3 protein-coding genes are annotated in these 25099 nt (G+C 31.5%); 1 reads left to right on the top strand and 2 read right to left on the bottom strand.

The window, feature by feature from the left end:
* Nucleotides 1-344 precede the first annotated feature (344 nt).
* Entirely contained in the window at nucleotides 345-884 is a 540-nt protein-coding gene (locus CJF60_RS05085) for a hypothetical protein (protein ID WP_143823584.1), read from the top strand.
* Between the two features lie 79 nt (nucleotides 885-963).
* Here CJF60_RS05085 and gli521 read toward each other — a convergent pair whose 3' ends face one another.
* Together gli521 and gli349 are read right to left on the bottom strand one after the other, a co-directional pair.
* On the bottom strand, nucleotides 964-14712 hold the full coding sequence (gene gli521 / locus CJF60_RS05080) for a gliding machinery surface structure protein Gli521 (protein WP_084232748.1): 13749 nt from the start codon (nucleotides 14710-14712) through the stop codon (nucleotides 964-966).
* A gap of 12 nt (nucleotides 14713-14724) precedes the next feature.
* Nucleotides 14725-24651, bottom strand: a complete 9927-nt coding sequence (gene gli349 / locus CJF60_RS05075; RefSeq protein ID WP_084232749.1) for a gliding machinery surface structure protein Gli349 — start codon at nucleotides 24649-24651, stop codon at nucleotides 14725-14727.
* Nucleotides 24652-25099: the final 448 nt, after the last annotated feature.

Genomic DNA, 25099 nt, shown 5'->3' with positions numbered 1-25099 from the left:
AAGAAAATAAATACGCTATGATTGATTTCATAGTGTTTTTTTCAGATATTTTTCATAAAATGTCAAATTACTAATCAGATCTAGTAAAAATTAACCTACTCAGATATAATTGTAATTGGTAGATAAAATGCCAGAAGAATTATTTTTAGTTGCCAAGTTCCTAATATTAAAAAATAAAATAGCTAAGTAGCGCAAAATAAATTAATGCAACTAAAGAAATAACTATACAAACTATATATACTATATATGTTGCGGTATATATAAATTTCAAAGGAGAAATTTTATTGCCTAAAAACAATAACAGCTTAAATACTATCTGCAGCAATGTTTGAGATATTAAGAAAATGGATAAGGTCCATTTTATTGCAAATGAATATAAAAAGGAAGGATTAAAAGCAAGATATTTGCTTGATATAGAAGGTGAAGACATGGAAAAAATTGAACCCCCCGTTCCACCAGTACCACCTGTGCCGCCAGGCCAAGGTGGTGGTGCTGATAATGAATACGCAACCGTTGGCTATGTCAAGCAAGCTATTCTAGATTCTGAAGCAAGAACTAAAGTTTTTGTTAAAGAAGAAATTGCTGAATCGGAAGCAAGAACTAAAGTTTTTGTTAAAGAAGAAATTGCTGAATCTGAAGCAAGAACTAAGGTTTTTGTAAAAGAAGAAATAGCAGAATCTGAAGCGAGAACTAAAGTTTTTGTTAAAGAAACTGTTAAGCAAGAAATTGCTGAATCGGAAGCAAGAACTAAAGTCTATGTTAAAGAAATTGTTGATAAAGCCGTTAAAGAAGCAACTGAGCCAATTGTTGCTGAACTAGCTGAAACTAAAAAAACCTTAGATAAGATTCTTGCTTTAATGGAAGCATCAAACAAGAAAAAATAATCTTCTTCTTAATAACTATTTAAAAGCATTTAAAATACCGTCACAAACATGACGGTATTTTTTCTTGCTTAAAAGTTTATTACTTTTTAAGTTTAAATCTTCGAATTAAAACATAAGCAATTGCTGCTGAAGCAACAGCTGCAGCTGCAACTCCTACTCCGATTGCAATTGTTGTTGCTGAGTTTAAAATTTCGTTTGACTGTTTTAGTCCAACTACTATTTTAGTACTTGAAACAACGCTTTTATCTAATGTTTTATTTTCTGAAGTTGCTTTGGCAGAAGCAATTAACCTGATTTGAATTTGGTCACCATTTTTTAAATTAGCATTAGTTAGGTCGCTAATTTTTTCAAAATCGCCTGTAGTTGTGCGTTTGACATAGAATTGAATATCGGTATCTGCTGGTAAAGTAACATTATTTAGATCATATTTTAATGACCCTTTGGTGTTATCCCCTTCATAAGAAACAACTATTTTATCTAGATCAGTTGAACTGAAGTTACCAATATCAATACTTGTTTTTAAGTTTTTAACTAAATAACCATTGACTGTAGCAGGTTTATCTGCTACAGTTACTTGTGCTTCTTGAAGCACAAGTGTTTGGTTTCAAGGTACACTAGCGATTCTATTAGCATAGTTATCACCAATTTGCCCTTCGCTACCGATGTAACGTAGTCTTCATTTAACTAGATCACCATTTTTTAAGTTAGTTGGTGATTGCGTACTTCATGTTAATTGACTATCGCTTGAGTTGTATTGACCATCTTTAATCACTGCATATTCATAAGTATAGTCTTGAGGTAAGACTTGTTCTGAAGTTTCAGGATTAGTTGTTAAGATCTCAAAAGTACCCGAACCTGAAGTGATGCCACTTGTTTGAATTCTGACAAATTGAAGTAGTGATAAATCTACTTCATTTTTTAAATCAGTTACTATTAAAGAAAACTCTCTTGAATTATAAGCAAAGCGCTCATCGCTTGAATCGATTTTAATAATTAACTGATCACCGTTAGCTAGTCTATTAGGAACTTGATTATCTAGATCGTTAAAGGTAGTTACTTGGTTATTTGAACGGCGAGTTCATTTTAGACTTAGTCTTAATTTAGGATCAATTGCTTTTAAAGCAGCGTTGATTGCTTTAAATCCTTTTAGTGTTGTCACTCCGTTAGTGCTATCTGCTGTTAGTGAAGAAGCAATCAAGGCTTCTGTGTCTTTTAGCTGAGCAAATCCTGAAGTTCCTTCAGCAATTCCTGTGGTTCGATCTGAAGCTCTTTCAAATTTACCTAAGAAACTAGTTAAAGTAACTGCATGATCTGAAGTGATTCGGTATTTCAACTTATCAATTGTGAATTCTTGTTTATGAGTGTTTAGTCAAGAAGGATCTTCTAATAAATAACCATCTTTAAGTGCATAAGTAAATTCAACTTTTTGATCTTGGAATAAAATCTGCGATGATTGATTATTTGCTTGAGCAAAGAATCCTAGACTTGAAGCCTGAGTAAGTGACATTGTGACTGTGTCGCCTTCTACATCAGAAACTACAGGTTTACCTGGAGTTTTGACTCCATCTGAACTTGTATTAAACTTGTAGTAAACTGGGTTACCTTCTGCATTGGTTGCAGCGATACCTGTATTTAACATGATAGGTTTAGTTGTATCTTCAACCCCTTCACGTTCTATTAAAGGTACACCGTATTTATCGTATTGAATATTACTATCTGCAGTCTTAATGAATTTTAATTTAGTAGTTAGTTTTACACTAACTCCTAGATAGTTTCCATCTGCATCCTGAGTAAGAGGTAGTGAAGCAAAACGACTTAATCCATCAAATGATGAAGAAGTATCTGTAAAGTTACCTGCATAAACGATCTTAGCAGTATCAACTGATAATTTGTCTTTATCAATGTATAGACCTGTAACTTTTAAGGCAGTAGTTGAGTAGTTGTTATTTGGGTTAACTAAAACATCTTTTGTAGGATCTTTAACATCAATTTTGACATAAACTAAATCTCCAACTTTTAAGTTTTCTGGTTTAGTTTGGGTTCATAGAGCAGTTTGTTCTGCTAAATTTTTCAGTTGTTGTGATTGGTATTCAACGTTTGTAACTAAGTATCAGTAGGTGAATAGATTCTCATCAAAAGTTTGATTATTGTTATTAACTGTAACGGTAGTTTTACCTTGGTAAGGTTTATCACTTCCATTAGTTGCTGCAATTGTAATAGTTGGAGCAACATTTTGAGTTAAACTTCTTTCAACTAAGATGTCGATTTGTCCACTATCAAACATATATTTGTAATCATCAACTTCTTTACCATCTGTAGCCACTACATATTTTGAACTACCTTTAAACTGTAGTCCAAATGCTTGAGCATCTGAAGAAATACTGAAACTTCTATTACTTAATAATGTGTTTAAACTGATTGTTTCTGTATAGTTAGCAATATCTGTAGCATTAAATAACTTAAATGATCCACTGAATTGATCATTATTATCGAAGTTAATAGTGATTGGGTTTAACTTATTGTAAGTTAATAAGAAGTTTCTAAATGCTTCAGTTGTGATTAATGTTGGACTATTATTGGTACCTGATAATTTTAAGTCTTTTAGACCTAAACTATCTAATACTTTAGTGTCAACGTAACCTTTAACTGATTCATTAATTCCTCCATCGACTATCAATTGTTCAGTAAATGATGAGAACTGACTATCATTGATATTTTCTGCAGAAATATGGACTGCTCCAAAACTTAGAACAAACTTTTTAGCACTTGTTGAACTATAGTCATAACGTGCTTTAATTGATTCACGTGTGATTAAGCCAACTTCATTAGCATAACCATTTAGGCTATTTAATAAAGTAATGAATTCTTCCTTAGTAAATCAAGTTTGTCCGTTAATTTCTTTACCATCGATAGAATAGCGAATAATTACTTCACCTTTATAAGCTGATTCTTGTTGTACTCCTTCAAGCGCTTTTGAATCATCAATCGTTAGGGTTTTCAAATTACCTGACAAGGTAATTTGGTTAAGTAGATTCTGCATTGCTACTGAATCTAAAACATTTGAAGTATCTAGATCAAAAGTAGTTGTTGTATCTTCATAGACATAACCATCTTGAGCTGCTAATCTTGCTTTATACATTTTGTTTGTACCTAGAGTAGCAGGTGGAGTTGTACTTCAGATTGTGTTGTCGTTACTATATTGAATTACAAGCCCTTGAGGTAGGTCTATATCACTTTGACCTGAAACACGCACATCACTAGAAATATTTGATAGTTTTAATAGTGAAGCTAGATTTAAAGGTGATTTATGAACAAAAACTTTTAAGGTTTCGTTCACCCCAATACTTTTATCAACAATTACGTAAGGAGTTGTTGATACTTTATAAACATCACTGTATTCTGCTGCTTTTTTAATAAAGTAGCGTGCTTGGATTTGTTTGTTGTAGATGGTGTTTGGATAACTTAATAACTGAGCAGTGAAAGCTGCTTGGTCATATCAAGTATTTGTTCCATCTAGTTTAACAAGTTGTCTATTGGTTGCATCACCGATCGCAAATTGTACTTCAACAGCAGCTCTTTCTGTTGAGTCAGTAATACTGTTATTTAAAACACTTTGAACATTGTTAATAATAATGTTTTTAGTATTTCCACTAATTTGAATTCCTGATAGAGTTGATGCTCCAACAATAATTGCTTTTAGTGACTTAACAGACATCTTGATAGATTCACCAAATTTTCCATCAACAAATAGATTTGATGTACTTGTTACATTGAATCTAGCGTATAGATAATCACTAGCGTTTGCTCCTTGCATTACTGTGGTACGTGGTGCGTTTGGATAGTTTTGTGCATCAGTGAAAACACCTTGTCCATTTTGTTCTACATTAGTGAACTGTAACTGAAGCCCTAGTCCTACTAATTGTTCAAAAATTGGGAAGTTTTCATCTGTAAAAGGTGGTGTTAAGGTTGAAATACTTGCATTTGAATCGTTTTCACCTGTAACTGCTTTCAGGGTTTTCAGTTCATCTACTAAATCTTCTAGATGTAAATATGATTTTACATTGTCTGAATTTAGTGATCCACCTAAATCTTGGTTATTAGTTCCTTCTAGTTGAACATTAGCACCTGGTACAAAGCGTGCTTTAAATAGTTTTTGACTAGGTAGAATATTAATAGTTAGTGAACTTAAATATGATTTTAAGTCGCTAGCACTATAGTAATTTTGACCTAAGTGTGTTGTTAATGGTGTGACATTAGGAATAGTAATATTTTCTAAGTTATAAGCAACTGTGAAGTTAGCAGCAATAAAATTAGAATTTAATGCTGCTTTCATTTTATCTTCATTAATTACTAAGTCTTTAGTATTACCACTTAGTTCAATGTTTGTTAAAACATTAGTTGTATCTAGAGAAAAGACTCTTTCTGCATCAATTGAGGTCATTTGTTCAACTTTTGATGCATCTGATAAAACTGTTTTACTTGTGTCACTAGTTTCAAATTTATATCAAAGCTGTGGTGCTTCGGTAGTAATAGTGATTGAACTAGGTAGAGTTTCAAAACTTAAACCATAGTTTCCATCTTTAGTTAATGATCACTTAATAGTTACATTATTTTCTGATAGCAGTTTCTTTTGCTCATCTGTTAAAGGATTAACTGCAGTACCAAGAGCAAGGTTAGTTGTTGCATTAGGATAAATTAGTGATCCGTTTTGTAAACTCTTGAAGAATGATTCTAGAGTAAGATCTAAATAAAGAGAAACTTCATCACTAGTTAGTTCAACTGGTGTTGAATCAGATACTACATAAGTATCTGTATCGACTGTTGCACCTAGTTGGTATCTTGCTCAGATTTTTAAATCTTCACGTTTAATGTTTTTACCATAAGTACTTAATGATGAAATAAAGGTGTCTTTATTGAATCATACAGAAGCATCACCTGTAGCAACTGGTAATAAGTTTAAAACATCTTTACCAATAGCGTATTGCACCATTACTTTGTCTGCATCGGCAGTAATACCTTCTTTAGCTTTAGAATCATCAACTGTAAGAGTCTTTGTATTACCACCTAGAGTAACTGAGCTTTTTAGATTATTTCTATCTGTCTTAATAACACTAGGAATAACTAGATCATTACCTAGTTTAGTAACTATTTCAGTGTTTTCAATCTCAACTGTTGAATTTGAATCATTTGAAATTAGAGCAAATTGCAACTTCAGTTGTTTTTGATTTGAAGTAGTCATTAATGACTTACCTGCTGATAAATCACTTTGTCAGTTTGTAGATGAATCAGGACTACTATTACCAAAACCTAAATTAAGTGTTACACCTTTTGTTTTAAGGTTTTCGATATTAGCAGGTGTAATTGGTAATTGAGAAAAATCAATAGCGATGATGTTTTCTGCTCTTTCTGATCCACCAAAACTAATTCTTTTACCTTTAACGTTTTGTTGTAGTAAAGCCACATAATTAGCTGTTCTAACAAATGATTTTAAGTTAGTTAACTTCTCTGTTTGGAAAGTTCTAATAGTGTTTTCTTGAATCTTATATAGATTATCTGCTGATTCATTAATTTCTCATTTAACTGCAATTCTGAATTTTTGTGCTGTAGTATCTTGATTTGAAGTAGCATTACTTCTATCTAAGAAGATATCAAAGTCAATACCTGTTAAAGCAGTAGTTAATTGACTAGCACTCATTCATTTACTTTGACCTGCAATTGATTGCAAGTCATTATCAATTGAACTAGCATCACTATTATTAGTTAATAACTGAATCCCAAACATTGGGGTTGCATTTGCAAAGGCAAATGCATTCTTTTCTTGAAGTGCTTTTGTATCTATCGTAATATTTTTAGTATTACCTGTTAGTTTAACTAGATCAACAATATCTTGAGTAGTTACTGTCAGAATAATTGATAGGTTAGTTAGTTTTAACTTAATAGGTTCTGATTCAGTAGCATTTTGTGGTGTTGATAATACTGTTTTCTTAGAAGTATCCTTAACTGAGAATTTCATTCACAGTTCAGGAGTGGTTCCACCTGCACCTAATTCTTTAGGTAAAGTAGTTGAATAAGTTCCTTCTTTAGATGTTGAGTATTTAACTTCAACATTAGCTTGTGCTAATAGTTCTAGAGCATCAACCCCTGTTGCTGTTGAAATTCCTAAAGTAATTTTTGAAAGACTACTTGTAGAATCTTCTGCACCAAAACTAGGAGCATTTTCGCCTGCTTGTCTAGCAAAATCATCGATGTTTACATATAGAGCAACTGCTGAATCTGAATTTTTATGTTCAACTGCATTAGTTGAAGAAACTGCAAATTTAGAACTATCAACACCTGCAGCAATTTGGAAACGAACAAAGATTTTTTTGTTTGCTAGAGTAAATTGTTGGTTATAGGTTCTTAAGTTATTAATAAAGTTTTCACGAGTAAATCAAAACTGACTAGCACCTGTTAAGTCTGCTAGAGTTGTAGTTGAAGAACCGATTGCATATTGAATTGCAACTTTGTCGCTATTTGCACCTAGCGCTGTTAAAATTTCTTTTTCTTTATCTTCAGCAATAATAATATCTCTTGTGTTTCCACCTAGAGTAATACCATCTAGTTTAGAAGTATCTACATCAATTTTTGTAGGTACTTGAACTGGTAATTCAAATGTGAAAGTTTTATTATTATCGATTGTGAATTTCTTATCAGTTTGTGTAACTGCAGCAGTATCGTTTTTAATAACGAAGTTTTTGTCTGCATTAGCTTCAAAAGAAACTTTAATCTTAATTTTTGATTCATTACCTAGTGATTTAACATCTTTATATGGTTTTCACACAGTATTATCTGCTGTACCTGGAGTTTGGAATTCAAATTTGATTCCCATTCTTGATGTCATTTCTTGAGCAAATAATTCAAATGTTTTATATCTAGTTAACAGTTGTCCTGTTAATGGAATATTTAAATATTCTAAATTTGCACTATCTGGACCAGCTGTAATTTCATTTGTTAGAAAGGCTGCAAATAAGTTTGTAAAATTAATGTCTGATTTAATTTCAGTAATATCAAGTTCTGCATTAGCACGCTCTGTATCAGTTGTACTTAATTCAAATAAAGTTGAATCTACGTTTGATTTTAGTGAGTATTTAGTTACTAATTTGCTTAATTTAGCAACATCAGTTGTTAAATTAGCAACTGCAGGATTTAAATTAGAGAAAGTCAGTGGTCCACTATTTGAACTTTGATATGCCTTAATTTGAGTAATGAAATTTTCATAGGTATATCATGTTGTACCATCATCAAATGAATACAAAATTTCTACTTGTGAACGTTGTTCACTAGTAATATTTGCTGGGAAAGCATTTTTTTCAAATTCTGCTTGAGTAACACCTTCATTTAGTTTAGAAATCTCACCTTTGAATTTCAAATTAGTTTTTAAGTAATCATTACTTAATTTAATAATTTGTTTAATTCTAGTATGGTCAATTTGATATCCATGATTATCTTGCACATCATTAGTTGCTGTTGAACTTGCAATTCCTAAACCAATATCTTTAGTTTCTGAACTAGAACCTGTTGTTTTTGTAACTGCAACAAAACGAATTCCTAAACGATGGAATTTGTTTGCATCTGCAATACTTGTAATTTCTTTTGCAGTGGTTGAATTTGCTTCTGTAACTGTTCACTTACTAAAATTACTTAATGGTGTTAAGTCTAATGAAGTAGGTGAATTATCACTTCATGAATAGGTTGCTGTTGAATCTGTACCGAAGGTTCAGGTACCGTATTGTACTTTATAACCTAGAGTTGTCCCTGTAGTAGTATCAAAAGCTGAATTTTCTACTGGTTTAATTTCTAAGTGTTCAATATCTCCTAGTAATGAGAAATTAGTCTTAATATAGTCTGAATTTACTCAATCGGCGATCTTAATGAAATCTTTAACATTAGTTAAAGATGGTTTAACCCCAGCATTAAATTCTGCTACTTTTGAATTAGGAATAGCAAATTTTTCTCTACCTAAAATAGTTGTAATATAAGTTACCTTAATATTATCTTTAGTTAGTTTATTTAAAGTATCAGTAGGTAGTCCTTGAATATATTTAATAAAGTCTGCTTTATTACGATAAACTTCATCAGCATCACTGCCATCGATTTTATCGAATTTATAAGCAACTTCGATGTTGCTTTTGAATGATTCAACTGTACTTAGTCCTTCAGTTGCAGAACTAAATAGACTATCTTTTTCATCAATAGTTAAATGGAATAAATTACCTTTAATTTCTAGTTTGGTTGCATCACTTAAGTTACTTAAATTTACATCACCAATTGCTGTTAAAGTTCTAAGACCAATTTTCTTAATAGCATCTGCACCTGTTTTAACTGCTCATCCATCTTTTGCTTGAATTCTAGCATAAGCATCTTTTGATGATTTTAAGTTAATAGATGTAGTTGAAATATCTTTTGTTAAAGATTTTCATGTATCTGAAGCATAACTATTAGTTGGTCCAACTTCTAAATTAAATTTAGTTGCAAAGTTGGTAAAGTCAAAAGCAGTTGCTCCTGAAACTACAAATAAATCTTCTGAAGTTGTCCCTGATAATCTAATACCTGTGGTTGAATCGTTTAATAAGGCTGCAAATGCAGTTGATTCATTAGCAACAATTGAAAAATTACCTTCGCTAGGTGTTGTAGTTTTTGACTTATTGTAACCACTATAAACGGTTTTAAGTTGATTTGAAACAATAAATTTGTTCTCGTTACCACTTCCTTGTTTTAAACGTACACGAGCAATAATTTTGTGCTGTGGAGTTAATTTTGAAGCAAATGATTCGACTTTAACTGCGTTAATTAATGACTCTTTAGTAAATCATGAAATTGATGATAAGTTAGTAACTGTTTCAGGATCAACTTTTTCAACTGAATAAGTAGAAATAGTATCTGTATTGAAAGTTGAAGGTACAAATGCATAAACAATTTCTACTGCTCCTGAATCAACTTTAGTTTTTAAGTCACCATCTAAATTTTCATTAAATGTTAAATTATCTGTTGTACCTGAAAAACCTGCAGTTTTAATATTGCTTTTTTCTGAAGCAGAAATGTATTCAGGAATTACAAATGACTGAATTTGTCTTGATTCTGAACGATTTGAACTACCAGTTTTTGCAGCTGTAATTGTTGTACCTGAGAAGCTATAATTTTTAAATTTATATTTAGCATTTGTATCTGTTGTAGAGGTTGCACCAGTTTTAACTTGGTTAGCATCTGCAATGAATAACGCTACATAAAGTGGTCCTTGATTGTTAACACTTACTTCACTTGGGTCTTCTTTTCAATCACTATCTGTACTTGAATCAGTTTTTGAATACTTAACAATAATTTTTTTGTCACTGATTACAGATAACTTTTGCAACGAACTTGGTAATTCTAACTTGAAGTTAGAATTACTTAGATCCTGAGCATCATTCTTCTTAGCAATTGTAAAAGCATTAGCATCAGGAGTTGATGATAATGTGTTTCAAAAGGCTGCATCAGCACCCCATTGGGTGTTATTACTTTGATTTGCTGATGTAGTTGTAGGGTTAATTAAAGAAACAATGATAACTGCATCTTTGAAGTTTTCATTTTTTAATTTATAAGGTGATTTTAATTTATCTGGGAAGATCTTATTAGTATTAGTAGTTACACCAACTGCTTTATTAAAACGTACCATTACTTTGTCAAAAGTAAAGTTGTTTTTTAATTCAGGGGTTAAAACATATGATCCTTCTGATAAAACTCCAGGTGCTAATAACTTTTTAAAGATCTCTCTAGCTGAAGTAGTTGAATTAGAAGTAACTCAGACTTGCTCTTTAGCACCATTTACTCATCCTTCTAGAGAATATTCTAGTTGAGCATCCTTATAGAATTTCTTGTATGGATTTTGCTCATCTGTAGTTGTTGCACTAACTCCAGTAGTTGAAAATCCTTCTAGACCTGATTTTCATACTTCTGTTTCATCAATTACTAAACTATCAGTTTCACCTGAGAATTTAATTTTGCCTAAAGCTTCTTGTTCTTTATCAGGAACTCTGATTAATTCTTTATCTAATTTAGCCAAACTAGAAGCAGTTGCCTTATTAGTATCTGAATCATAAGTAGTTAATTGTGTACTAAATCAAGCGGTTTGTTGAGTTGTTCAATTTGCTTTAGTTTGTTTATCTAAAAACTCTGCATATAAACTCTTATTAGCAGCATATTGAATAAAGCCTGTTTTTAATAGCGGGTTTAAAACAACTGTTTTAGCTAAGTTACTATTAATAACTAGATTACCTAGTTTATCTAAACTAAGACTTGTAATTTCTTCTGGTTTGCTTCCACTTGTACCATTAAATTCACCTAGATAGGTGTAATTAATAACTTTAAATTGACCATCTAGTCTGATTAAGGTTTTTTGTCCTGCGACATAAAAACCACCAAAACCATCACCTATAAAGTGAGTGATTTTGAAATCATCTTTAATAAAGTGTTTGTATTGAGTATCTCCTAGATTTAATTTATGTTCTACCTTATCAACTGCTGTTTGGTTTTGTGCAGGAAATTGGATTTTCTCTTTAACGCTATCATATTTAGGATTATTAGTTCCTGAAGCACCACCTGTTGCTTGTGCTCTAATTAATCCTTTATCAATCACACGAGTGCTATCTAATAAGGCTCTAGCAAAAGTAACTGAACCTATAGATTTACCTGAAGCAAATGCCATGGCATTTGTTTCATTTTTTGATGTATAGGTTCCACCTGTAAAACTGCTATTGTAAATAACAGTTTTAACACTGTCTTTATTATAGTCTTTTAGTAATTGACCTGCAGTGAAATTAGTAGAACTACTTGTAACAGCATTATCTGAAATAGAAGTAACTGTAGTAGTTGAAGTAATAATATTACCTAGTTCATTTAGTCTACCAAAATGTTCTGACATTTTTAATGTTTTACCAGTTGCTGCTTTTCATTTATTAATATTTGTACTTGCATTTTGTTTTCATTGAGTTACATCATCATTATCATTATGTGTATAACTCACACTACTATGATAATCAAACTTATCTAAATTAGCAACTGGACTTGAGAAGAAGTTAATAGTTGGATTAGTTGAAGTTGTTCCTGTTGAATAAGCAAAAGTTAGATTCCCGTTAATAGGATCTAAGAACATATCTAGAAAATCACCTGACATTGATTGTAACTTAGTAATCTTTGCAGGTGTAACTAATACTGAATGATTTGGATTATTAGTTGATTCATAAAAATCACTTGCTACTAAACCTACTTCTACATCTTTCATTACTGCACCAGCAGCACCGATTGCAACTGCTAAAAATAGTTTATTCTTTTCATTTGCTTCTGTAGTAGAAGTTAAAAGAGTTGGTAATGCTACCACTTTTTTAATTTCTTTATTTCCTGTTAATAAACCTGAAGTTACATCTTGAACTGTAATGTTGCTTTTGGCAACATGAATCACTACTACTTTTTTCTTAGTATACATTAAGTATTTTTGATCAGTAATAGGCTCAATTGTTGCTTGAGCAATCTCTTCTTGAGTTAAATTTAATGAACTTAGTGAACCTGTTGCACTATTAAAAATGCTTGCAACCGAAACATTATTGCTACTTGCACTAAGAGCAATACTTCCATCTTTTGTATTTGAAAATAAAGTTTTAACTGATGCTTTATAAGTAGTTTTTAAACCATTAAAATCAATTGTAGTTAAAGTTGTTAGATCTGTTTGATCTTTAGCTTTATTAGTTGATTTTCAAGCACCCTGATAACCTTGTTCATTTAAGAATCTAATAGATCCATCTAGATGCAGTGAAATATAACCACCATCTGCAGTATTAATTAAATTAGTAATTGAAGTTAAATCACTTAAACGTAGTAGCCCATCTTGAAAAGATGGAGCTCCTCAATTGGTGTTTTGTGATTTTAAGTTACCTGATTTATCAATAAAAGTTAACGCTGAAGATGAAGAAACTACAGGATTACCTCCAAAATTAGGGATAAACTGTTTAGCATTAAAAGCATCCATGAAAGGTTCTTGCACATATAAAAAGGCAGGTTTATCTTTAAAACTACCACTACCAAAATAGTTACTAAAGATTCAACGAGTATACATGTTATTGTAGAATCATCTAACACCTAGTAACTTACCATTATTAAATAATGAAGTTTCTCCTGTAGTAGTTAAATAACTATTAGCTAGATCAGAGGGTCTTAGATCTCCTTCACGAGATAATAAGGTAAAGTTGCCATCACCTGATGGTAAGATTTTAGTAAAGAACTGCATGTTATCTTTACCTGAAGAAGCAGATAGATATGTTTGGGCACTAATTGTTTTAGTAACAGCTAAACTACTATTTAAGAATAAAACGTTTTTATTACTAATTGCAATAAAACCGTTATTACCATCTTCAATGATGTCGATTAAAGCACCTGAGGCAGTATAGGTTTTAGTTGTACTGGTTGCTTGACCTGATGAAGAAATTTCTCTAATGTAACCTGTTTCATTTAGTCCACCAATTGCATAAATTTTATTGTTTGATTTAATAAATTTATTAATTGATGAAGATCATAAAGTAGCATAATCTTTTGTATATTTTTCATGTCAATTGGTTGAATCATAAGTTGTTTGTGTAGGATTTTTGAATGATTGATCAAATTTTTCTTTAGTTTGGAATGTTCCATAACTTCTTGATGAAACACTACCACTTGCACTAACAACTGCTAAATATTCACCTGAACCACCAAATAGATAATTACCATTATCTAATTTAATAAAAGCATTTGTATTTCATTGATTATCTAGATAATTTTTGTAATTAGATTCTAATGAAGACTTGATAGAAGTATCAGTTCAACCGTTATCATTTGTATTGATAGTATAATTACCTGCTTTTAAAGCAGTTTCATTTTCATTATTTAGATCACTTGTACTTACTTTGCTAGTTACTAGTTGTGATCTGCTTGTGTTACTATCAGTTTTATGTAAAAACATACTGATGGTATTTGATTTACCAGCAGCTAGACTTACACCTGAAGCAGTTGTTCCTAATCAATCTAATTTAGTAATATTAGTTCCTGGATTACTAAAGATAGCAGTTCCACCTGCATCACCAAATAGGATAATATTATTATTATCTACAATTACTCTAGAAAAAACATTAACTAAATAACGCTCTACTCTTGTTTGAGTGATTAAGTCTTTAGGTATAGTAGTTTCTCATTTATTAGGCTGATTAACTACTGAATTAAGAAGTTCATATTCTTTTTCTAATTTTCAAAAAGCGTCATTATCTTCATAGGTAAAGATTCTTAGTTTTTGATTTTTAAGTGGGTTAGCACTTGTGTAAGTATCACTATTTGCATTTTCATAAGGATCCTGAAACTTAGCCTGACTATAAGCTTCAATACTTGAACCACTACCTTGAGCAAACGCTGATAAAACTGCAAATTTAGTTTTACCTGATTGTTCAAAAGCATAAATATCTATTAGAGTTTCACGAAACTCTAAAGTTGCTTGAATGACTTGGTTTAATTTAGCATATGAACCATTTTGGCGATATGAGGCAACATCGACCAAATTAGCATCTTTTGCTAAAAGAGAAGGATCAGCACTTGCTTTTGCAAGTGTTACATTAGTTGAAGAAGTATTGTAACTAGTGCTTGCTAAAGCATTATTAGCACTAATAGCATTAATACTATTATTGCTATTAGTTTTATTTAAGGTTGCTCCAACAATTACAGCACTAGCCACGATTGTGGCTGCTGTAATTCCTAAGCCAATTAGAACGCTTTTTTTATTTGTTTTTTTATTATTCATAAGATACCTCGATTATTTCTTCTCTTCATTGAATGTTTGGTTTCAAGTATAGTTATTAAAGCCTGTATGCTCTCAACTATTAGTTGATTTAGGTGGTTTAGTTAATTCAGGTTTCAATAAGTTTTCTTGAGTAGTTTTTGCAGGTGTTGCAGGTTGTTCACCTTCAGTTGCAGGATTAGTTAATCCAATTCATTTCATTCCTAAAGCACGCAGTACTTTTCAGCGCTCATCACGAGTTAAGTTAGCTGCTTGGAAGTTTAGAATTTGGTAAATATTTCCTTGTAATGAATCAGCAGTTGCCCCGATGATTCCTAATAAGCTCTTAGTAATACCAATTTTGGTTGATATTAGACTGTAACGAGCATATTTATTGTCTTCATATTTCATTTTGACATAGAAGACTAATTGTAGTGCTTGTGTACCAGGAGCATATAGTTCCATGATGACATCTTGACCGATATATAACTCAGAATTCATTTGGTTAGTATTTAATCTAATACCACTATTATCACTAGTTCCAGATGGATTACTTGCCCCAGTAATAGTTAGTTGTGAGTTGAAATCAACTTTTTGTTGATTTCCACCTGATTCACTACTGAAGTAACGAAATAGGGTGTCATTATTTCTTAATGCCTGTGGACCAAACTGTGTTCCTGAACCATTAGTTTGTTCAACTGAACCTGCAACTGAATATGCTAGTCCCCCTGAGTTATATCGTGGATAGAAATAAGTTCCCCCACCACTGAATAATGCTTGTAAATTAGCAATTTGAGTGCTTGAATTAATTTTGAAAGCAATAAAAGTTGATGAACCATTAACCATATCACCTACACCACTATTTGACATAGATGTATTTTTACTTGATTTACCATTGGTAATAGTAGGTGTTTCATTTGTATCTCCAAATGCTAATCATGAACGGTAAGTTTTATGTGCATCAGTTGTATCATCACTATGTTTATAAGTAGGTTTGAAAGCATCCACTGTTTGCACATATTGACTGCTTCCTTTTGATGAATTAAAACTTGATACTAAGTTAGCATCATTAACAACAACTTGATCTAAATTAGCAGCATCGAAATCATGAGTAACTTTTTTCATGATTTCTGCAGTGTCATTATTAAAGTATAGATCATTTTTAAAGCCAGTAACTTTTAAAGTAATTGACTTACTATTTGAATCTGTAGCAGTTGCAGTTGCTTGTGGTGCAATTAAGATTTTGTATTTTAGTGTTAGACCACCAAAATAGTCATTAGTTAAACTAATAGGATCAGTATCTAAAACAAAGTGGATATCATCTTTTGAAGCTAAATCGGCAGAATTTTCAAAACCAATATCTGTTTTTTGTACATCAGATGCTTTGACATCTGATTTATTTTTGTTATTGATCTTAACAGCAACAACTTCTGCTTTTTTGTATTTTCAATCATGAATTTGTTTTACAACAGTTGAATTTGCAGCAGCAAAAACATTTTCTTTTAAGCTAGTAATTGCTGTATCTTCCATTTTAGTTAGACTAGTTAAGACTGAAGCAGCAAAAGCACTTTCACCAATAGAAGCCATTGAACTAGGTAAAGTTAAAGTAGTTAGTTTTGCTTTTTCAAAGGCTTTAGCACTAATTGTAGTTGTCCCTGAATTTAAGGTTAATTCAGTTAGACTTGTATTATTTTTAAAGTCATCATTAATAGTAACTACACTACCTGCTACTTCTAATTTAGTAACTGCTTCTTTATTAGTAATATCACTTAAAGAAGCAACATAATAGTTATCGCTAGCATCTTGATAGCGATAAGAATGACCTTGTCAAATATTTTTCTTAAAGCCACTTAGTTGTTCATTATAAGTACCTTGAACAGTAATTACAGATGAGTTATTATTAAACTTAGTTTTAAGTTGAACAGTTACACCATAAGTAAAGTCAATTTTTGAATTATCTAGGTTATTTAAAACTGTATTATTCAATGACAGTTTTAAACCTTTTTCTAAATCTTTAGATGTTTCTGTTGAATAGATGTTATTAGTTGTATCGTTTGAACCATTATTATTTGGTTTTTCAATAACTTTAGCAACAGTTGTTCATTTTTGATCTTTATCTAAAGTTGTTGTTGGTTTAACACGATCTGATTTCTTAATATATTCATCAATTAGATCTTTGAAGGTTTTAAACTTACCAGATACTTCACCAATTAACATATTAAATTCTAAGGTTGCACTTGAAGTTGATTTTAATTCAATAGTTACAGTTGCCTGACCATTTACTAGATTATCACGTGTAGTAGGCTGCACTGATTTAACAGTCGCAGTTACTTTTTCAGTAGATGCAGATTCAGAAGAACTTGTTTTAACAGCATCAAGTTTGCTTTTTAGTGTATCACTAAGCTGGAAATCATCAGTAGTAAAGAATGTTTCTGTATAGTCAGTATTTGCTGTATGATCAACAATTTTATCTTTCTTAGCAGTTTTTACTACGATGTAATGTTTTGTAGCATCAGCATCCTTATTAGCAGCTAAAATAGTATCACGAGCAATTACTAAAGCATTTTGTGCTTCTGAAGTAAATCCATCATATTTAATAGTATTAACTTCAGAGATCTGGTCATCACCTTCAGTACCTGAAAAGGTTGTATAAGTAATTGTTACAGTACGTAGTGCTGAATCAAATTCAACTTTAGTTACTGTTCTAGTTAAGCCTGCTACATTAGGGTCTAAATTAGTAAAGTAAGTTTTTAAAGTGTCTGCATTAGTTAACGCTGCATTAATTTTATTAGCAACTCCTGAAGCAGTATCTGTTTTACCTGCTCCACCTTGTACTTCTTGAGATAATCCTACTTGTCAATTTGAAGATGCTTTGAAAGCATTTAACTTAGTTAAATTATCGTATTTAGTTTTATTTAAGAAACCAGTAATAGTTTGGTTATACTCTCTTTTTACTCCAGGGTCTTCTGGAGTAGTAATAGAGATAGTTAATTTAACAGATGAACCATCACCTTGGCTTTCAACTTTAGTTACTGAATAAACTAAAGTTGAATCATTAACGTTATTATCTTTAGCAGTTTTTTGTGCTCCTCTAATTTCATAGAAACCAGCATTAGTTGCACTAGCTGTATATGATTTTAAAAGTTCTTCACTAATAGAGAAATCATAAGCAACAGCGTTTGCTATTTTACGCTGTGAAGCAGTTTGGAAACCTGTAATAGTTGCATTATAAGTTGCAATAAAATCTCCGATTTTATCACCTTCTTTATAATGAACACTAACTGTTACAGTTAAAGAACCATTACTATTATCGGCATTTAGTTGTGAAAAGGTTGCTTCATATTTAGTTCTATCAAAAGAAGCAGTTGTAGTTTGTAATGGGTTAGCTTGAGCGATAGATAAATGATCTAAAGTAATTTCTGAAGGAATTCTAGTTTTGTATTCTTCAGCTTTTAATAAAGTGCTGCTTTCTTTAGTAGTTGTTGAACTATAAACTCCAGGTCAAATTAAAGCAGTAGCAAAATCAGTTGCTTGTTTTCTTGCATAAGAAGTAAAACCACTTATAGTTGAATAATAGAATCTTGAAAGGTTAGCATTTGCTGTATCAGCAACTTTTACTTTCACAAATAAAACAGTTGAGTTAATATCATCAACATTAACATTTGCTTCATTTAAAACAATTGAATCAATTGAAACAGTTAATCCTAATGATGAAGGTGCTGAAGCAACTGTTAGTTGCTCAGTTTTAACACTACGTGGTGGTGTTAATAAAGTTTGTTGATCTTTTAAAGTTACATTAGCACGGCTAGCACTATTAATGTAAGAAAGAATTTTAGCAATTGCTTGTCCAGTAGCACGGTCAGCAAAACCTGAGATTTCAAAATCTTTAGTTTCTGAATAGAAGTTTACCCCTGTACCAGTTGATACATTGACACTAACAACAGCAATTTTTTGATCTTCTTCAGTTTGAGCAGAACCTTTATCTGCATTTTTCTCTTTAATATCGGCAATTGAGAAAGTTAAATCAGGATGTGATGCTTGAATAGTAGCAAAAGAAAAATCTAGAGATGTTAAGTTAGATACAGATAGACTTGACTTTTCGCCTAATACAGTAGGTGCTTGTGCACTACCTGTGCTAGGACTTGTATAGGCTTTAACTTTAGTAATATTTTCTTTTTTAATTGCTGAAGCAAAACCAGAAATAGATTGTGTATAAGTTTGACTTACGTTTGAATCTTCAGTTGAAGAAACTTTAATAGTTACAATCACAACTGTATCATCATTTGGTGATTGAGCAACTGCACTAATTTCTACTTTTAGTTTTGAATTTGTATCAGGAGATGCAGGATTTAATTTGAAATCGCTAGTTGTAACATCTTTAGCAGTTTTATCTTCAGTAACACTGTCACCTTTTTGTGCAACTGCACGGCTTGAACTACCGATATATTCAGTAACTGCTTTTTGTGCATTTGCTTTTGCTTTTGAAGCAAAACCAGTTTCTTCATGTGTATAAGTAGTTGTTGCTTGGTCAGTACCAGCACCTGCAGTAACTGTAACTGTTACAGTTACTTTGTTATTTGTTTCATCTTTAGCAACACTAGTGATTGCTAAAGTAATTGGTGTTTGATTTGCCCCTACAATTGGTTGAGCAATTGAGAAGTTACTTGTTGTAATAGTTTCTACTGAAGTAATATCTTTATTAATATTACGGTTTAATAAAGGACTATTTTTAGTAGTTGATTCTGCATATGCTTTAACAAGTTTTTCATTTAAGGCTTTACCAGGTTTTAAGAAGCCATCGATTTTTGTATCATAAGTAACATGGCTTACTTGAGCAAGTCCTTGTCCTACTGTTACAGCAACAGTTACTACTGCGATTGTATCATTAGCACTATCAGGTTTAATTTCAGTAATTCTTAAACTAATATCTGTGTCAGTTGGTTGAGTTAGTGTGAAACTTGCAGTAGTTAATTCAACTACAGCATTTGAACTTTTAGATACAGTAGATAAAAGTTGTGGAATACTTTTAGCACTGCTATCTGCATATTGTTTTGCTTTTTGATAGTTACGGTATTGTGAATCACTTAATAAATTACTAAAACGAATCACATAAGTATCACTAGCAGAACCATCAGTTCCACCTTGATCACTAGTTACAGTCACTGTAACATCAACTGCATTTAATTCATCCCGAGCAGCTTCTACTTTAGTAACTGCAAATTTTAAAGTTGAAAAATCTGCTGTAGAACCATCTGCAAAAGTATGTGAACCTGCGATTGAACTATTGATAGTTCAATGATCACTAATAGGTGATGCTAAAGCAAGTGATTGTGAGATCTCATTTGATTTCACAACTTTTTTATCTTGTCCTAAGACTTGTGGTTGTAAGTATTTAGCAGTATCATTATTATTTTCTGCAAAGTATCCTTCAATTACTTTAAAGGCTTGTCCTTTAGCAGTTGTAATAAAGCCTGTAAAGTCTTTAGTATAGGTTTTGGTTGCTTGGCGTTCACCACTACCTAGAGTTAAAGTAACAGTCACAATTGCAGTTGTTTGATTAGTAGGAGAAACTGCGACATTAGTTACTCTTTGAGTAATATTTTGGTTAACACTTGAAACAAGTGGCAATGTAAAATCATCATTAACCAAACGGTTAACTGATACTTTGTTTTTATCTACATCATCATTTAAGGTCACTTCATCACGGTTACTATTAGCAATGTAGCGCTCTAAAGTAATTTCATTTGCAGCTTTTGAAGGCGCTGCAAAACCACTTAAGATAGTGTCATAAGTTGCTGAATAAGCAGCATCGCCACTTCCTGCACTTACTTTTAAAACAATATTAGCACTATCATCAGCAGTTGGTACTACATCAATACGATCAACTGTAACTGATAAGTTAGAAGGATGGGCTCCAATAGTTACATCGCTAGATAATAACTGTGAAGGAGATTTAGCTGCTTTGATTCCTGCAGCAACTTCAGGAGTTACTTTTGAACTTGAAGCAATATAATCAAGCACGATCTTAGCATTTGCTGCTTTAATAGTAGGAATAAAGTTAGTATATCTAGTTGTATAATTATGTGAAACAGATGGATCTGATTTTAAGGCTACTTTAATAGTAAATAAACCTACAGAACCTTCAGTGGCTGTTACTCCTGTTCCTACTTGAGTAACAGCAGTGATTGTATAAATAAATTTAGCTTCATCTTCACTAGAAACTGCTACCATTTCAAACATATCAACAGTTGCTTCATTTGCAGAAATATTTTTATTAACATTTTGCTTAAAGTCAACACCATATTTAGTTGCGTTTCTAACTTGAGCATCTTTACTACTTGCAAATAAACTTACTTTTAAAGGTTTAGTACTTGCTAGTGATTCACCTTCTGATTCACCAACTAAACGAATAGTTACTTCACCTGTTTCTGAATTACGTTCATCAATAATAACTGTAAAAGTAACACCGTTTTCTGTAGCAATCACAATATCATTAGTAACTACATTATCAGCTGTTTTATTTTGACTACCAGCTCGAGCATGGATTAAATTAGCAATTGCATTTAAACGATTTGCTCTGGCTGCTTGTTCAATTTGACTTTCTAAAGAACTAGAAGCTTCATAAATTTTAAATTGGTTTTCACTTAAGAAACCTGTATCAGTATAGTTATAAGTGTTAAACGCTTCACTAGCACCTGAACCTGCAGTTACTTTAACAGTAATTACAGCACGGCGACCATCGCCATCTTTTTCTTTTTCAACTTTATCAATTGAACCTAATAAAGTTGCACTACGTAGATTAACACTGTAATCTGTGTTAGTTAATTTAGATGCAGTTGTAGTTGATTTTAAAGCACTATTTACTAATAAAGGAACGGCTCTAGTTGCTGATGAAACATATTGATCAACTAGTTGTTGGTTTCTAATTTTATCATTTGTAGGGAAACCACCAATAGTGAATTTATATGTAGCACTTGCTGCATTATTTCCACTACCAATAGTTGCTAAAACAGTTGCTTCACCTTTAGTTGAAACAGTTTCACCATTTACTACTTCTTCAATTGGGCTTCAACCTGTTACTTCTAAATTAACTTCATGTTCTGTAGAATTTGTTTCAATTGTTTTATATTTTGTTTTAACTTTCTGTCAATTCTCTTTAATTACAGCACTTGATAGAGTTAAGGTTTTATTGAAATCGCTTGCAAAAGGAATGTTTGCAACACCGTTAAATACAGGTGGATTAGCAGTATTAACTACAGAAGAACCATCATCTGATTTAACTGCTGCAAAAGTAGTTTGATTACCTACAAATTGCTGAACTAGTTGTAAATTAGCACTACGTGCACTTGTATTAAAGCCACTTAAACTAATTTCTACAGTAGTTGAATAAAGTGGTTGTTGAGTAGTTGAATCAGTAGCAATTGAACGCAATTTTAAAGTTGCTTTTAAAGTTCCATTTGCTTCATCAACTTTTCAATCAACATCACTATTATTATTAGTATCAATAATAACTGCTGATGAATCACGATTAACTACTGTATATAAAGCAACATTAGCAGCTGCACTAGGAGTTGTATCTACTTTTTGATCGGCATTTGTAAAAAAGAAAGTAGTTGCAGTATTACTTTCTAAATCACGCTTGATAGCTTCAACTGCTTCTTTAGCAGTTTGGCGTGGAGTAGTGTTAAAACCATCAATTATGTAAGTGAAAACTTCACTTGCATAATCATCTTCTCCTTGTGTCCCTGCAGTTGATAAAACTGTAACTGTTAAGTTACCGTTATTATCATTTTGGTTACCAATTGATTGAATCTTATTAGTTACAGTAATTGGTGTAGTTTGATTTTCCACAGTTGCTTGGTAAGTTGTTAAAGTACCTAGTTCTAAATCATTAACTGTAACATTTGTAGGGAAAGTATCAATTTTAGCAGTTGCTGAAGTTGATTTATATTTAACTGCATTAGGATTTGAACTATTAAAGATTTCTAAAGCACGTTCATTATTACGTTTATCTGAAGCAAAATCTGAAACAGTTACTTCATAAGTTTTACTTACAGAACTATCGCTATTTGAAATCGTTACAACAGCAACAACAGTTCCTGCTTTATCATTTGAACTCTTAACTTCTGTAACTTTTCCAGTAATTGGACTTACTGAGTTACGTGGGTTTTCGTTTGTATCAGTTGTATTAATAGGGTTGAAATCATCAGTTTTAACATCTGAAGGTTTTTTATTTTTAACTGCTTCACTAGTTACACTAGGCACTGTTTTTTTACTTACAAAGTAATCAATTACTTGTGTATCAAGTTCTTTTTTAGTATATCCAGTTAGTTCTGTTTTTTTAGTGTAAGTATCAAGTACTCCACCATTTTCATTACGTAGACTAATAGTTAAAGTTGCACTGATTTTACCAGTTGCATTATCTTGTGTATTATCAATTAAATAAGAAACTCTGATTAATTCACTATCGCTTCCAGCGTTTGCTTGTCCTAGTTTTGCACTTAATTCGGCAGAAATAGCAGGTTCTAGGTCACCATTATTAATTGCACTTGCAAATTTAAATGGCTTTGTATTATTTTTAAATCTTACTTCAGGAGCTGAAGTTTTAATTTCTTCAAAAACATTTTTAGCAAAAGCAGCACTAGTTAAAAAGCCTTGTAACTGAGTGCTAGTTGCTAAGACAGCACTTCCACGAGTTGCTGATAAAGTAACTTGAGCAATTCCTTGGCGTGTATCTGAAGCAGCAAAATCAACACCTGTTAAAGCATAAACAGTACCATTTGCATTATCTGGTTGTCTAAAGGTTGCATTTTCTAAGAAATTATCGTTAGTTAGCTGAGCAACAGCCATTTTTTTTAAGGTCTCATTAATAGTAATTAATGGTGCTAAATTAGTGTTTAAAGTAGTAATTAATTCATATTCATTTTGTGAATAGAAAGTATCAACTTCTAAATCATAAGTTGCTGAAGAAGTTCCATAACTTTTAGTAACTGTTAAACTAACACTATGGCTATCTTTATCAGTTGGTACAACTACTTTGCTAATAGAGTAAGCAACACCTGAATCATTAACAAAACTATCACCTTTTTTAGTTAAGTCTTTAAAAGTAAATGATGAAGTTTTAACATCTTGAATTTTTAAACTAGTTGCTACATTTGAAGCTGAGCGACTAGTAAAACGTGAATCCATTGCTTGCAAGCGTGCTGCAGTTGCTAATTCAGGCACTAAATCTGCTGAAGCATTTAAAACTCCTTCATCACGAGAAACTACATTAGCAATTGTGTAAGTTAAACCTCTTGCAACACTAGTATTACCAATGTTACGTTTAATTGTGTAAGTTACTAAAACACTAGTATCAGTTGGTGCACTAACACTATCAATTGTAATTTCAATATCTTTTCAGGTTTTAGTTGTATTAGCAACTACATCATCAGTTGTAATTTGATTTGCAGTTTTATTAGCAGCACTTGCTTTTATGCTAAAAGTAGCATAAAAGTCTGACTGGTCTACATTAGCTCTTTCAATTGAGTCAAACAACTTAGTTGTTCCAACTTCACGAGATAAAAAGCCACTAATTTCTTTTGTATAAGTAACTTTTGTATTACTTGTTAATTCTCTTGCTTTAGTAATGGTAACAACTAAAACTTTACCATCGCTATTTTCTTTTTCAGCAACCTCCGTGATCATATAAAAAACACCACCAAAAAAGTTATTATTAGTGTCTTGCACTGATAATAACTGTTTGTTAGTTGATCAAAAAGTTGCCATGTCCATGGCTGTATATTGAGCCTTTAAATTGTCTTCATTTTGTAAAGAAATTTCAAGGTTTTTGGCATTATTAAGAATGTCAATGGTGTTGTTGTTTAGACTTTTAAGTCCTAATCCAACACCTCCACCAACTGCTGCTCCAACGGCAACAGTTGCTCCTACGACTCCGATAATGATTTTTGCTTTTTTCTGCATAACTAGTTAATAGTCCTTTCAAAGCGCTTATTTATTTGTAAATTTGAATATTAAAAAATCTAACAATAAAATTGTTAAACACAAATATATAAACTATTCTAATTCTTTTTAATTCTGATTATTTCTGCCGATAATCCTAGAGATTATAAACTAATGCTCCCTATATCAAAAAAATGAAAAAATTTTTGTATTTTTTTAAAAAATATTTCCTGATAGTAGTTGCTAGTCACAGAATAGCTTAAATAGTTGATGAAAAAGGTTTGCAAATCCCCTTATATTAACAATTGAATTGTTAATGAAATTATAAATTATTATCCAAACTATATGTTAAAAATCTGCTGCTTTTCACAGACAAAATTTGCGTTAAAAAATAGTAAAAATAAGGTAAATTAAACTATTTTTTAAACATTTTTTCATTTTTACTAGCTAGTAATTGATGCTGCTGCAG

This window comes from Mycoplasmopsis agassizii, from assembly GCF_002272945.1.
Lineage (GTDB): Bacteria > Bacillota_I > Bacilli_A > Mycoplasmatales > Metamycoplasmataceae > Mycoplasmopsis_B > Mycoplasmopsis_B agassizii.
The sequence above is the reverse complement of the archived record's forward strand: the minus strand, read 5'-3'. Positions and strand labels throughout refer to the sequence as shown.